The sequence below is a fragment of the Shewanella carassii genome (assembly GCF_019670705.1).
GTDB classification, from domain to species: Bacteria; Pseudomonadota; Gammaproteobacteria; order Enterobacterales; family Shewanellaceae; genus Shewanella; species Shewanella carassii.
Genome location: NZ_AP024618.1, coordinates 1,984,493 through 1,998,526 on the forward strand (window position 1 = coordinate 1,984,493; position 14,034 = coordinate 1,998,526).

Here is a 14,034-nt window from a genome sequence, read left to right on the forward strand (position 1 = left end):
TATCAAAAGGGGATTGCGTTTTGTCTTCTGCTTCTCAGGACTATCGTCTCAGTGACGATCTGCTCGGTCCGGTTCTTGCCATTCTCAATGCGTTTCAGGATCCATACCTGGCCCAGGGTTTAGTCGATGCCGGTTGTATTCGTAAGTTGGATTTGGATGGTAAAAGGCTGTTGCTGACCATCTTGTATCCATATCCTTGTCAGACCCAATATCGCGACACTGTGATTGCGCTGACCAATGAATTGTCCAAGCTCGATGCCATCGATGAGGTGGAGTGTGAGATTGGCTTTGAGCCTTTCAGTTACTCGGCCCTAGGCAATATTGACCCTATTCCCAACGTGAAGCAGGTGATTGCCGTTGCTTCCGGTAAGGGCGGTGTGGGTAAGTCAACCACTGCGGTTAACCTAGCTTTGGCCCTAGCGGCCGAAGGTGCCCGGGTGGGTATTTTGGATGCCGATATCTATGGCCCCTCCATTCCATTGATGCTGGGGATCCCCACATTCAGACCGGTTTCCCCCGATGGCGTGCATATGACAGCCGCTGCGGCCCATGGTATCAGCGCCCAGAGTATAGGTTTCATGCTGACCGACGATCAGGCCGCGGTATGGCGTGGCCCTATGGCCGCTGGCGCCCTGGTGCAACTGCTCAATGAAACCCAGTGGCCTGAGCTCGATTACCTGATGATTGATATGCCTCCGGGCACAGGGGATATCCAACTGACGCTGTCGCAGAAAGTGCCGGTCAGCGGCGCCGTGATAGTCACTACGCCTCAGGATATCGCCTTGGCCGATGCCAAGAAGGGCATCACCATGTTCCAGAAGGTGAATATCCCTGTGTTGGGGATCGTGGAGAACATGAGCTTCCATCTCTGCCCTGCTTGTGGCCATAAAGAGCATCCTTTCGGTACTCATGGTGGCAGCAAGATAGCCGAACGCTATCAAGTGCCTTTACTGGGCGCCTTACCTCTGCATATCAATATCCGTGAGGATATGGATAACGGTGCACCGACTGTGGTGGCCGCGCCTGAGGGTGAAGTGGCCGGTATTTACCGGGATATCGCCCGCCGTGTGGGTGCCCAACTGGCAAAGCAAAAGAATCACAGCGGTATTTCAATCGCAATAGCAGATGATGAGTAAGGTTTTAGCAGCATGAATTCGCCACAGTGTGTCGTTATCGGGATAGCAGGGGCTTCGGCGTCAGGTAAAAGTTTGATCGCCAAGACCATATTTGAAGAGTTATGCCGAGACTTAGGGACAGATCAGATTGGGGTTATCAATGAAGATGCCTACTATCGGGATCAGAGCCATATGTCCATGGAGGAGAGGGTCAAGACCAACTATGACCATCCCAAGGCGTTGGATCATGAACTGCTCAGCACTCACCTGGTAGCGCTCAAACAGGGGCAGGCGGTGGATATTCCCTGCTATAGCTATGCCGAGCATACCCGCACCAGCGATACCTTGAAGATGACCCCTAAAAAGGTCATCATCCTCGAAGGTATTCTGCTGCTGACCGACCCTAAGTTACGTGAACTGATGGATGCCAGCGTGTTTATGGACACACCGTTGGATATCTGTCTACTGCGGCGTCTGACCCGTGATGTGGCCGAGCGTGGCCGCACCATGGAGTCTGTGATCAGCCAGTACCAAAAAACAGTAAGGCCCATGTTTCTGCAGTTTATCGAACCCTCAAAGCAGTATGCCGACATCATAGTGCCAAGGGGCGGTAAGAACCGGATTGCCACCGATATTCTCAAGGCCAGAATCCAGCATTTGCTGGCGAAATAACCACAAGTATCCAAGGAGCTAGAAGGCGAGATGCGATTAACTGATATCGAAATTGAACAATGTCTGGACGAGGGCAGCATAGTCATAGATCCCCGTCCTGGCATAGAGGCCATCAGTGGCGTGAGTGTTGATGTGCGTCTGGGTCACCAGTTTCGGGTGTTCAAGGATCACACTGCGCCTTATATAGATCTCAGTGGCCCTAAGGCCGAAGTGCAGGCCGCGCTGGATAGAGTGATGAGCGAGCAGATAGATATTGCCGACGGCGATGCTTTCTTTTTACATCCGGGCGAGCTGGCATTGGCGGTGACCTATGAGAGTGTTCACCTGCCTTCCGACATAGTCGGCTGGCTCGATGGTCGCTCATCACTGGCGCGTCTGGGCTTGATGGTGCACGTGACCGCGCATCGTATCGATCCGGGCTGGCAGGGGCGAATTGTGCTTGAGTTTTACAACAGCGGTAAATTACCGCTGGCATTGCGTCCCATGATGACCATAGGCGCATTGAACTTTGAGCGTTTGGCCCGTCCTGTGGCCAGACCCTACAACACCCGCAAGAACGCCAAGTATCGCGATCAGCAGGACGCGGTCGCCAGTCGGATCAGCCAGGACTGAACCTTGGATTGCGCATGAGTGGTGTCTGGGTTCAGGGAAAAGAGCAGGATAGCGTCTGCGTTCGCGATCGGGGATTTACCTATGGTGATGGCCTGTTTGCAACCATGGCGGTGGATGGTAAGGGACAGATAGCCTTTCTGAGTGAGCATCTTGCCCGCTTGACTCAGGGGGCGCTGCGCTTGGGTTTTGTCTGGCAGGCATCGGATGCCTTGTACTCAAGCCTCAAGCGCATCGCCATCGCCAATCCCCACAGCTGTCTTAAGTTGCAGCTCACCCGGGGAGAGGGCGGCCGTGGTTATACGCCGCCTGCAGACGCTTTGGTCACCGAAGTCATCAGCCTGGCGCCATTGCCGGTGCATTACCCAGATTGGCAGCAAAAAGGGATTGCCCTCAAGACCTCATCCATCAGGCTTGGCAAACAGCCTAGGCTTGCCGGCATCAAACACCTCAATCGCCTGGAACAGGTGCTTATCAAGGCGCAGCCATTGCCTGAAGGCTTTGATGATTGGCTGGTACTGGATTGCGACGATTTACTGCTCGAATCCTCGATGGCCAATCTGTTCCTGCTACTACCTAATGAACAAGGTAAACTGACGGCGTATTCACCGGCCATGAATTACTCTGGTGTCTCTGGAGTGATGCGACAACAGTTGATCATGGCCTTGCTCGACCAGGGCATAGACGTGCAGCTGTGCCCTATTAACACAGAGATGCTGCAACGGGCGCGGCACCTCTTTATCAGTAACAGCCTGTTGGGTTTGGTCGATGTTATTGCTGTGGATCAGCAAAACTTTGAACTCTGGCCCGGCAGCACACCTCTTCGCAAGGCGCTTGCTATCCAATTATGAAAAAATGCTTAGTTGCGGCCCTGGCCTTTGTGTTTACCCTGATGACTCTGGCGCTGGGCGTCGGTTTTTGGGGTTACAACGAACTCAACCGCTTTGCGGCCACCGAGCTGAAGCTGGATGAACCCAGAGAGCTGCTGCTGAAACGAGGCACCTCCTTTTACCAGTTGGGGCAAGAGTTGCAAAAGCAGCAGTTGTTGGAGTTTGACTGGCACTGGAAGCTCTGGGGTAAGCTATACCCGCAGATGACCGCCATTCGCAGCGGTCTCTACCAGATTGAACCTGGCGACACCCCTGTGTCTTTGCTGGAGCGGCTGGTGGCCGGTGACGAGAAGACATTCACCCTGACGCTGGTAGAGGGTAAGACTATTCGTGAGTGGCAAGCATATCTGCAGACCCTGGCGCATCTCAAGGTCAGCGACAAGCCGTTTATCGATGTGCTCGAAGCCCAAGGGGATAGCAGCGGCTTGCCGGAAGGCAAGTTTTTCCCGGATACCTATCAGTATCGTGCCGGCACAGAGCTCAATACTCTGTTGACCCAAAGCTTTATCAAGATGCAGCAACAACTGGAGAGTATCTGGCAGCAGCGGGATCAGAGTATTCCGCTCAAGAGTCCCTATGAACTCTTGATCCTGGCCTCCATCATAGAAAAGGAAACCGGCCTGGCAGAGGAGCGCGGCAAGATAGCGGCAGTATTTGTCAATCGCTTGAAAAAACGTATGCGTTTGCAGACAGATCCCACAGTCATTTACGGCATGGGTGAGCGCTTTGATGGCAATATCACCCGTAAAGATCTGCGCGAAGAAACGCCATTTAACACCTACCGTATTTTTGGACTGCCGCCGACACCTATTGCCGCGCCCGGGCGGGAAGCCTTGCTGGCGGCCGCACACCCGGAAGCCGTGGAGTACCTCTACTTCGTTTCCCGCAATGACGGCAGCCATGTATTTTCCCGTACACTGGCCGAACATAACCGCGCCGTAAACCAGTATCAGAGAAAGAGATAATGCCACAAAAAGCCACTGCAAAATTTATCGTTATCGAGGGCCTGGAAGGTGCCGGTAAGTCCAGCGCCATCGCATTGGTGCGAGACTTTATCGAAAAACATACCGGTAAGGCACCTGTCTGTACCCGTGAGCCGGGTGGTACCCCGTTGGCGGAGAAGATCCGTGACTTGGTGAAGGTGGCCGATGCAAGCGACCCTCTGTGTGACGAATCTGAATGTCTGCTGCTGTATGCCGCCAGGGCGCAACTGGTGGCCCGAGTGATCAAGCCGGCGCTGGCCGAGGACCGTTGGGTGCTCGGCGACAGACACAATCTGTCGTCCCTGGCTTATCAGGGCGGTGGTCGGGGGTTGATGCCATTGGTCAGCGCAGTCAGCGCCGCCACCCTTGGGGATTTTAAACCAGACTTGACCCTGTATCTTGACATAGAGCCAAGCCTTGGGCTAACCCGCGCCGCCAACCGTGGTGAGCTGGATCGAATCGAGCAACAGGAGCTGGCCTTCTTTGAACGAACCCGTGCCACCTATCTGAGCCTGGCCCAACAGGACGACAGCATAGCGGTTATCGACGCCAGTCAGAGCATGGCCGAAGTGCATAAAGATATTCTGGCTGTGTTGCAAACCAAAGATTGGTAAGCACGCGGTATAAGGAGTGATGAAAGTGGACATGCCCTGGTTAAGTGACGCCAAAGCCCGTTTTATGCAGCAACTGCACTCGGCTCAGATGCCTCATGCGTTGCTACTGGGGCTTTCTCAAGGCTATGGCGGCATGAAGCTTGCCGAAGAGATAGCCGCGGCGGCCCTGTGCAGCGAACCCACAGCTCGGGGAGAGTGCGGTCATTGCAAGAGCTGCCAGCTGCTGCTCGCCGGTAACCATCCCGATTTTCATCTTCTCGAAGCCGATGGTAAACAGATAAAAGTGGATCAGGTGCGGGCGCTTTGTCAGGATCTCACCTCCACGGCCCAGCAAGGTGGGCGGCGCGTAGCGCTTATCGCCCAAAGTGAGCGCCTCAATCAAGCGGCGGCTAATGCCCTACTGAAAACCCTGGAAGAGCCGGGGCAGGGGACACTGATTATTCTACAGACCGACAGCACCGCCGGGCTGCTGCCTACCATATCCAGTCGTTGTCAGAGAGTGCAGGTAAAACTTCCGGACAATAGTGCCATTCAGTCCTGGCTGGCGCAGCAATTGCCGCTGCCGGCCGATGTTACCTGGTGTTTGCCCGTCGTCGGCGGACCGCTAAAGTTGGCAGAGGTTTTGCAATCTGACAGATATCAGACCTTATTGGATTATCGCCGCGATTGGCGCACCAGTTTGTTAACGGGCCATCTGTGTGCTAGCTTGTTAACGGTAGGTGAAGAACAAATCTCTGATGTACTTAGAGTTTTATACTTGGTGTTACATAGAGAGCTGTTAACCACCGAAGGGGAGGACCCCTTGCTGCGGGCGCGAATAGCGACCCTGGCTGCCAAGGTGATGGATACCTGTAATCGTCTGAGCCAGATGCCGAGTGTCAACTACTTGGCGCTTTGCCAGAATTATGTCTTAGAATATAAGAGACTGAAAACTTAAAAAGTATCCTATGGTCGATCTGACAGTGAATTTTGACACCCTGCACCAGTTGTATCGTGCTTACATGCCTTTTATTCAGCCAGCGGGCCTGTTTGTGGCAACGACCGAGGGGCATTTCCTCGGTCAGGAGATCCAGATAGGTTATCGTTTGCCGGGCTCGACTCATGTCAATGAGTTTCAGGGGGTCGTGGTGTGGATCAACCCGCTCGGTGCTTCCGGAGGACGCCCGGCCGGTATCGGGGTTAAAATTCTCTCGGATCCCGAATCCCACAAGCATCATATCGAAAAACTCCTCTCCAGAGAGCTGGCCTCGGGTGATTTGACCTGCACTATGTAGGGCGCTATCCTTGCCGTCCTTTTCAATTGTGGGTGGATTTCCAAGTGTTAGTTGATTCCCATTGCCATCTCGATCGCCTCAAAGCCGCGCCGGATCCCGAAAGCCTCAGTCAGTTGCTCGATGCCGCCAAGGCTCGGGGGGTAGACTATTTTCTTTGTGTCAATGTCCGGCAAAAAGGTTTTGCCGAGATGAAGGCCAAAGTCGCCGGGTTTGAGCAGGTGTTCCTGTCTTCCGGGGTGCATCCTTTGGATGTGAAAGAGGGATTGGATCTCAATGAACTCAAGAGTTATGCCGCCGATCCGAAAGTTGTGGCCATTGGCGAGACTGGGCTGGATTATTTCTATGCCGATGATACCAAGGCCTTGCAGCAACAATGCTTTGAGCAACAAGTGGCACTGGCCAGAGAAGTGGCCAAGCCTTTGATTGTTCACACCCGGGATGCCAGAGAAGACACCATAGCCATACTGAAGAACGGTGGCGCCGAACAGTGCGGCGGGGTACTGCACTGCTTTACCGAGAACTGGGAAATGGCCAAGGCGGCGATGGATCTGGGCTTTTATATTTCGGTTTCCGGTATCGTCAGCTTTAAAAATGCCGGTGAGCTACGAAGTGTTATCCGTAAAATTCCCAAAGACAGGCTGTTGGTCGAAACCGATTCGCCTTATCTGGCACCCGTGCCTCATCGGGGAAAAGAGAATCAGCCGGCCTTTGTTCGTGATGTCGCCGAGTTTGTTGCCGAGCTCAGAGGAGAGTCCTTTGAAGAGTTGGCCCTGTACACCACAGACAACTTTTTTACCCTGTTCAAGGATGCGGCCAAACTTGCGGCAAGATAGGGTGCAGGCTTAGGGATATCCAACCACTGGTCATCTGCCATAAAAGCTGCAGATAAAAAAAGGCCCAAAACTATTCCAATTGTTTTGGGCCTAGGGGAATGGCTCATGGTTGAGCCGTGCGCTAATGTTGAGATCCGACAGGATTGGCTATCTCTGACTAAATATTAGCCGAACGCCGATAAAAGAGGTATTTGACCGGCAGATTTGTTAGCACCAATTGATATAAGATATAACAAAAATAGAGATCGATTTAAGGAAGGGCACTTAAAAGAATGACTTAATAAGCCACTCTTTTAAGCATTCAGGCGAGTTTAATTGAAAGCGTAGCGGCAGCGGCGTTTACCTAATGCTTTCAGGACGGCCAAGGCTTTCAGGATAGGCAGATCTTGTCTTTGACCAGCTCCCGAGGCAGGTTGTTCTTCAGCCGGTTGCCCAGATGTTTACCCAACCCAAGCACTTGCCCGCCCCAGGTCAATACCAGCTCACCACGGGCCTTTTCACTGCCATCCAGCGCGATATCCCGGCCCATCAGATAAGCCTGAGCCTCAGGCTCTGTAACTTCATAACCCTTGTCGGCGGTTACTCCCAAGGCCATTAAGGCCTCATGGCGCAGTTTTAACCCATGCTTACTGTCATCGGCGAGCTTAAGGCCGATACGCTGATAACGCATCTTGCCGATAAAGGGCTCAAAGCCGCTGGGAAACAGCCAGTACTCCTGATCCCGGATCCAGAGGCTGCCTTCGGGAAGCGTTTTGCCGAGCAACCGCTGCAGTTCGGTGGCGATGGCCTGTTGCTGTTTGGTACTGGCGGGACTGAAAGGAAACTGCTTTTGCTGTTTGGGTTCATCACTTTCGCGCGCCACTGAACTCAGCTTACGCACCTTGGCAACAAAGAAACCTTCGCTGTCATAGATTTGCGGCCAAATATGCAGGAAGCCCTCGGTCGTGCAGGCTTTTTCCGCTCCGGCAAACAGTGATTCAAGTGACTCAAAGGCCACGGCAGCGCCATATTTTTGCTTAAGGTGTTGCAGTACGGCCTGGTTTTCCTGGCTGTTGAGGGTACAGGTGGAGTACACCATTACCCCGCCAGGCTTAAGCGCCAGAAAGGCGGAATCTATCAGATCCCTCTGGGTGGCGGCAATGTCGGCTATCTCCTGTGGATCCCAGTGTTTGAGGGCATCCGGATCCTTACGTACCGTGCCTTCACCGCTACAGGGGGCGTCGAGCAACACGGCATCCATGGATTCATACTGGTATTGGCCGAATACCCTGGCATCGAAGTGGGTCAGGGCGGTATTGCTGACCCCCATTCTCTGTAGATTGGCATGCAGCACTTTGACGCGGCTGGAGGAGTATTCGTTGGCGATCAGCACGCCTCCATTGGCCATCATGGCCGCCATTTGTGTGGTCTTGGATCCCGGCGCCGAGGCCATATCCAGCACCCGCTCCATTCCGGGTTCAAGCAGCGCCACGGGTGGCAGCATGGAGCTCGCCTCCTGAATGTAAAACAGCCCTTGCTGATGTTCGATACAGTTTCCGGGTTGGCTATCACCCGCCTGGTACCAAAAGCCTTCTGGGCACCAGGGAATGGTTTCGAACTGCCAGCCTTTGGCCCGCATTCTCGAGAGGAATTCATCGACGCTGATTTTGAGGGTGTTGACCCGCAAGGCGGCTCTCAATGGTAAGCTGCAAAAGTGAATAAAATCCTCGAGCTTGAGATGTTCTGGCAGATCCTTGGCGATACTGTTGATAAAATTCTGATTTAATTGAACCATAAACAAAAAGGGTGACCCCGGGATGGCGGCAGTATAGCACACTCGGGCGCGGCGACTGTGGGGTGTTTTAGGTGTTGAACCGGGTTTGGAGTCTGTTCTTTATTATCGCGCTGGGAGCGATTTTGCTGCGTTTGATGAGCGGCGATGCGACCGTGCTCAATGAGTCAGTCACGGCGATGTTTGACAGCGCCAAATTGGCCGCCGAAATAGCCCTGGGATTGATTGGGGTGTTGACCCTGTGGATGGGGCTGATGCGTCTCGGGGAAAAAGCCGGAGTGGTTGCCGCCATCGCCTGGGTATTTGAGCCGCTGCTCAGCAAGTTGATGCCAGAAGTGCCAAGAGGCCATCCCGCCTATGGCAGCGTCACCATGAACCTGACCGCCAATATGCTGGGGTTGGACAATGCCGCCACACCATTGGGACTTAAGGCGATGGCGGATCTGCAAAGCCTGAACCCCGACAAGAAGACCGCCACCAATGCCCAGATCCTGTTTTTGGTGCTCAACACCTCTTCCGTGACTTTGGTACCCGTGACGGTTTTTCTGTATCGGGCGCAGCAAGGAGCGGCTGATCCTGCCGACATTTTCCTGCCGATTTTACTCTCTACCCTGGGCTCGACCCTGGCGGGTTTGAGTTTGGTGGCGCTGGTGCAAAGGATACGCTTGCTGGATTGGGTGGTGCTGAGTTATGGCGCAATACTGCTCGGCGGTCTCAGCGCCGGAGTGATGTACCTGTTGACCCTGGGAGCCGAGCGGATCGGCGAAGTCTCCGCCATGCTGGGGAACGGTTTGCTGCTGGGGATCATCTTTGCCTTTGTATTGGTGGCGCTGCTTAGGCGGGTGGCGGTTTACGATGAGTTTATTGAAGGCGCCAAGTCGGGGTTTGAGCAGTCGGTGCGGCTTATTCCTTATCTGCTGGCCATGCTGTTGGCGATAGCCTTACTGCGCGCCTCCGGCGCACTGGATTATCTACTCGGGGTGATTGCCGCTTTGGTGAGCCATATGGGGATGGATGGCCGCTTTATCGATGCCTTGCCAACCGCCCTGATGAAGCCTTTGAGCGGCTCAGGCGCCAGAGCCATGATGCTGGAAACCATGGCCCATTACGGCGTCGATTCTTTTGCCGGCAGGCTGGCGGCCATTTTCCAGGGCAGTACTGAAACCACATTTTATGTGCTGGCGGTGTATTTTGGTGCTGTCGGTATCCGCAATGGCCGTCATGCACTGGCTTGTGGTTTGTTTGCCGATCTGGCGGGTATCTGCACTGCTATTGCGGTGTGTTATTGGTTTTATGGCTGAGGTGAAACATAGGTAGGATTACAGACTTAAAAAAACGGGACTCAGATGAGCCCCGTTTGGGTTTTATGGCTGGCTGAGTCTTGGACGCCAATCGAGCCAGTCGCGCTCGGGTTTGTCATGAAGTGGCATCAGGCTCTGGTTTTCAAGCGGTTTGCTGCTTTGGTTGTCGAGTTCAGTGACCACTCCTATGCCGCCGGCGAGTATGGTTTCCAATGAGCCGGTTTCGATTTGGGCTCCGGAAAACAGCCCCAAATCGACCCGAATACCGGACAAGTCGTAGAACCTGCTGCTCTGGTTGATAAGATGCCGATAGGGCGCGGCAATCTGGGTCTGGATCCAGACTTCATCGCCCTTGGGCGCCAGCCGGTAACTGGTTACATCGCCAATTTGAATGCCGCGAAAGAAGATCCCTGTGCCTACGTTGACCGAGCCCAGGCTGGGCTTGCTCAGCACCAGTTGCAGCGCATCGGCCTCTGGGGCAACCGCCGTGTGTACTTGGCCGCTGAACTGCCGGCTCACTTCGGCGGCTTGGCCCGGCAGGGCACTGATATAGGCGCCGGTCAGCAGGGTTTCCGGTGCCTTTATGCCCTTAAGGGATATTTCGGCGTTGACCAGGCTGTAGCGACTGTCGCTTTTGAGAAACGGCTCGGCATAGCGGCCATAGAGAAAGGCACTGAGTTGCTGGCTGTGGAGATCGTCACTCAAGGTTACCCGGGTGACTTCACCTATCTGATGCCCCTGATAGCGGATAGCGGCACCTGGTTTGATAGTGGCACTGGCCGGGAAGCTCAGCCCAATGGCAACGGCCTGATTGCGCGCCAGTGACTCGGAGGCATAAAGCAGCTTATTGTTGGGCTCGCCTTGCTCCAAAAAGCCCAAACTGATACTGCCCTTGATGGCACCGGCCAGCGGCGCGACATCCAGCTTGACTCCCGAAAGTCCGGCATCGATTGACACCGCCTGATTGCGCCAAAACACGGCATTGGGTTTGAGTAGGGGCGCAAAGGTATGGTCTATGGCGAGCGCAATGGCAAATCTGTCATCCTGGCTCTGCCAGCTAACCTGTTTCACCTGTCCTATCTGCATCTTCTTGTAGTAGACAGGTGCGCCCGGGCTCAAGTCGGCGCCATCATCGCTGTAGAGTTGCCATTTGAGCTGCTCCATGCCTTGGTAATAGTGGCCAGCCTCGGCACTTGAGGCAAACAGCGGCAGCGGCTTGGAAAGATCGGCGCCCTTGCGGCTTTGGCCGCGTCTTAAGCTGACACTGCCCTTGGTGAGGGTCGTAAAATCGCCGCTCTTGAGGCTGACGCCGTCCAGTGAGGCGTTGAAGTCCAGCGCGGCTTCGGCGATGAAGTCACTGCCTTGAGTCAGCAACGGGGCAAACTCGGGCAACACCTCGGCCTGGTACTCGACCGAATTGAAGTCCCGGCTCAGGGCAACTGAAGTGACCTTGCCTATGGCGATCTTCTTGTACCTCAGCTCGGCATCTGGGCTGATGCCGGGGTTTTCATCGGCTCTAAGCGTTATCTTTAGCGCCTTGGCCTTGCTGAGATCCGGCGCCTGCTCGGCCAAGGCGTAACGGGTTTGGGCCTCGCCCGTACCCGGGAGAAAGGCGATGGCATCGCCGCTCAGCAATCGGCCCGGGTGTTTTATGCCGGACAGTGACAGCTCGGCGCCTTCACGCCAAAACTGCGCCGTGCCGGTCAAAAGACTCGAGTAGGGGGCGTCCAGGCGGGCATGCAGCGCCACGCCGTCATCGGCCAGCACTATCTCTTCGATTTCCCCAATGGGCAAACCGCGGTAGAGAATGGGGCTGCCCTTGTTGAGGCCATCGGCGTTTTTTGCCGACAGAATAAAGCTGGCGCCGCCACTGGCTTCTGTTTCATTGCCATATAGGGTGAAACTATCGCCGTTTACTGCGTTCTTTGAGCTTTCGGGGGAATCAAAGTTGATGCCGCCGGCGAGTATCGCCGCCAGGCTCTCTGCGCTGACCTTAACGCCGGAAAGTGAGGCGTTGATCTCTATGCCGGAGACATTCCAAAAGCGGGAGTCTTTCTTGACCAGATAGGCATATTGCTCCTGAATAAAGGCGCTCAGTAGCAGCTTGTCACTGTTGTCGAGTCGATAGCTGACCACACTGCCAACCGGTACCTGGCGATAGAATACCGGAGAGCCCACATCCAGTGAGCCGAGGCGATCGGCGCTCAGTTCAACTACTAAGCCATCGTTACTGGGCAGCACGGCCGGGGCAGAGCGCTCGGCCTCGTAGCTGTAACGTGAATCGCCGTCTCCGGGTTGAATGCCTATATAGTTCCCCGAGAACAAGGCATCCAAACCTTCGACACCTGTGATGGATGCCTTGGGGGTCACCAGCCAGAACTTGGTTTCATCCCTGAGGAAAGGCTCGGCGCGGTAGTCCATCAATACATCGACGTTCACGCCCTGCAGCTCTTCATCGATGGAGATATCCACCACCTTGCCGACGGTCAGGCCCTGATAGCGCACCAGTGTCTTGCCCACATCCATACCACTGGCACTGGGGAAGTGGATCCGCACCTCAATGCCGGATTCCTTGATGCTCTTTAGCCCCAGCCAAGCGCCCAAGGCCAACGCCACTATAGGTAACAGCCAGATGGGGGAAAAAAGCTTCTTTTTGACTATTTTAGGCTTTTCGATTTGCGTCATCTTCTGTGTCCAGTTGATCCCAAAGTAAACGTGTGTCCAACACCTTGGCCGCAAGTTGGGTAAAGAGGATGACCAAGGCAAACGCAGTTGCCGCCGGCGCCGGCTTGGCGTCCAGCAATTGCCCCATATTAACTAGGGCAACGGTAATGGATATGACAAACAGATCCAGCATAGACCAGCGTCCAATCCATTCTATGATATGAAACCCGGCCATCAGTGGCCGTTTGGGGATAGGCAGGTTGAAACTGATCGCCGTCAGATAGAAAGCCAGGCCGATAATCTTCAGCCAGGGCACCAGAATACTGGCGGTAAAGACTATGATGGCGATGGGTAACATATCCGACTGTACCAGATGGGTGATGCCGGAAAAAATGGTGTCGTAGGTAACCTTGCCCTGTTTGGTGAGCATGGTAATGGGATAGATGTTGGCCGGGATCAACAAGATGGCTGCGGTGATCAACAAGGCCCAGCTTTTTTGCAGACTGGTTTCGTCCCTTAGCCTGAGTGGGTTTTGGCAGCGACTGCAATACTCATTCTCTATCTGATTGAGTTTTTTACAGGCGGGGCAGGTGCACAGGCCCATGTCTTTGCCCTGGAGCTGCTTTTTAGCTTTCATCGAGAAAACTCCACATATGCTCCAGGTTATATTCGCGTTGCAGGAAGAGAGTCACTAAAAACAGCATGGTAAAACAAAAGGTTCCCATGCCAAAGTAAACATCAGAGAAGTCGGACAACTGAAAGGCGGAAACCAGGAAACTGATCACATAAATTTCCAGCATGGTCATTTGCGACAGCAGGCCTTGCTTCTTGAGCTGCCAAGTAAGAACACGGCGCCAGAAGTGATGCTGTACTAGACCTGTCTTGATGATCAGCACTTGAATAAAAATCGACAGGTTGAGCACCCCGGGGGCTATTACTGCCGCCACCAATACGGCAATCCCCACTATCCAATAACCTTGGTTCATCACCGCCAAGGCGCCCTGGTATGCGGTCGTGGTTCTGACACTGCCGAGAAAGTGCATTTCCAGTACGGGTAGCAGCATGGCGGGCAGATAAAACAGCAGGGCACTGATACATAACGCCAGCATGCCATTGATGGAGCAGTAAGGCGCATCATAAAGCGCCGTATGGCATCTTGGACAAAGCGCTCTGACGCCGGAGGGCAAGGCGCGTTTACTCACCGCCAAATCACAGGCGCGGCAGAGCACTATGCTGCAGTCTGGCTTGCTGTCGCTTGGAGTATAAGCTTTCAAGTGCTGGATATGTCCTGTTTTGGCCATGGTGACC

General features: G+C 54.3%; 14 protein-coding genes. 10 read left to right on the forward strand and 4 right to left on the reverse strand.

Features of this window, described 5'->3' with window-relative positions; genetic code table 11:
• Positions 1-20: 20 nt before the first annotated feature.
• Genes apbC through K5621_RS09085 form a run of 9 tightly spaced genes read left to right on the forward strand, consistent with a single transcriptional unit; the run spans position 21 to position 6,990 of the window.
• The gene (apbC, locus tag K5621_RS09045) at positions 21-1,136 is read left to right on the forward strand and encodes an iron-sulfur cluster carrier protein ApbC (RefSeq protein ID WP_100142709.1); all 1,116 of its coding nucleotides are present in this window, start codon (positions 21-23) and stop codon (positions 1,134-1,136) included.
• Between the two features lie 12 nt (positions 1,137-1,148).
• Positions 1,149-1,787, forward strand: coding sequence for a uridine kinase (gene udk, locus K5621_RS09050; RefSeq protein WP_100142708.1), 639 nt, complete (start codon positions 1,149-1,151; stop codon positions 1,785-1,787).
• Positions 1,788-1,817: 30 nt separating this feature from the next.
• Positions 1,818-2,399 carry a dCTP deaminase gene (gene dcd, locus K5621_RS09055; RefSeq protein WP_100142707.1) on the forward strand — a complete coding sequence of 194 codons (582 nt, stop codon included), beginning with the start codon at positions 1,818-1,820 and terminating at the stop codon, positions 2,397-2,399.
• Between the two features lie 14 nt (positions 2,400-2,413).
• Positions 2,414-3,247, forward strand: a complete 834-nt coding sequence (pabC, locus tag K5621_RS09060) for an aminodeoxychorismate lyase (protein ID WP_100142706.1) — start codon at positions 2,414-2,416, stop codon at positions 3,245-3,247.
• Positions 3,244-4,251 (forward strand): endolytic transglycosylase MltG, encoded by a 1,008-nt coding sequence (gene mltG / locus K5621_RS09065; protein WP_100142705.1) that lies wholly within the window; start codon positions 3,244-3,246, stop codon positions 4,249-4,251. The genes pabC and mltG overlap by 4 nt, the downstream gene beginning before the upstream one ends.
• Positions 4,251-4,883 (forward strand): dTMP kinase, encoded by a 633-nt coding sequence (gene tmk, locus K5621_RS09070; RefSeq protein WP_100142704.1) that lies wholly within the window; start codon positions 4,251-4,253, stop codon positions 4,881-4,883. The genes mltG and tmk overlap by 1 nt, the downstream gene beginning before the upstream one ends.
• Before the next feature lie 31 nt (positions 4,884-4,914).
• Complete coding sequence (gene holB / locus K5621_RS09075; protein ID WP_229671796.1) at positions 4,915-5,820, forward strand: DNA polymerase III subunit delta'; 906 nt, start codon at positions 4,915-4,917, stop codon at positions 5,818-5,820.
• Between the two features lie 10 nt (positions 5,821-5,830).
• The gene (locus K5621_RS09080) at positions 5,831-6,157 is read left to right on the forward strand and encodes a PilZ domain-containing protein (RefSeq protein ID WP_025011164.1); all 327 of its coding nucleotides are present in this window, start codon (positions 5,831-5,833) and stop codon (positions 6,155-6,157) included.
• A gap of 44 nt (positions 6,158-6,201) precedes the next feature.
• Positions 6,202-6,990: a TatD family hydrolase gene (locus K5621_RS09085; RefSeq protein ID WP_221050986.1), complete on the forward strand. Its 789-nt coding sequence runs from the start codon at positions 6,202-6,204 to the stop codon at positions 6,988-6,990.
• A 370-nt stretch (positions 6,991-7,360) separates the two neighbouring features.
• Here the strand turns inward: K5621_RS09085 and rsmF are convergent, their stop codons facing one another.
• Positions 7,361-8,764 carry a 16S rRNA (cytosine(1407)-C(5))-methyltransferase RsmF gene (rsmF, locus tag K5621_RS09090; protein WP_221050987.1) on the reverse strand — a complete coding sequence of 468 codons (1,404 nt, stop codon included), beginning with the start codon at positions 8,762-8,764 and terminating at the stop codon, positions 7,361-7,363.
• A 71-nt stretch (positions 8,765-8,835) separates the two neighbouring features.
• Here rsmF and K5621_RS09095 point away from each other — a divergent pair, with 71 nt between their 5' ends.
• On the forward strand, positions 8,836-10,062 hold the full coding sequence (locus tag K5621_RS09095; RefSeq protein ID WP_221050988.1) for a nucleoside recognition domain-containing protein: 1,227 nt from the start codon (positions 8,836-8,838) through the stop codon (positions 10,060-10,062).
• Positions 10,063-10,125: 63 nt separating this feature from the next.
• Here the strand turns inward: K5621_RS09095 and K5621_RS09100 are convergent, their stop codons facing one another.
• The 3 genes from K5621_RS09100 to K5621_RS09110 are packed head-to-tail and all read right to left on the reverse strand — an operon-like array spanning position 10,126 to position 14,027.
• Positions 10,126-12,747: a PqiB family protein gene (locus K5621_RS09100; protein ID WP_221050989.1), complete on the reverse strand. Its 2,622-nt coding sequence runs from the start codon at positions 12,745-12,747 to the stop codon at positions 10,126-10,128.
• Positions 12,725-13,363 carry a paraquat-inducible protein A gene (locus tag K5621_RS09105; RefSeq protein WP_221050990.1) on the reverse strand — a complete coding sequence of 213 codons (639 nt, stop codon included), beginning with the start codon at positions 13,361-13,363 and terminating at the stop codon, positions 12,725-12,727. The genes K5621_RS09100 and K5621_RS09105 overlap by 23 nt, the downstream gene beginning before the upstream one ends.
• Positions 13,353-14,027 (reverse strand): paraquat-inducible protein A, encoded by a 675-nt coding sequence (locus tag K5621_RS09110; protein ID WP_221050991.1) that lies wholly within the window; start codon positions 14,025-14,027, stop codon positions 13,353-13,355. Before K5621_RS09110 ends, K5621_RS09105 begins: the two co-directional genes overlap by 11 nt.
• Positions 14,028-14,034 lie beyond the last annotated feature (7 nt).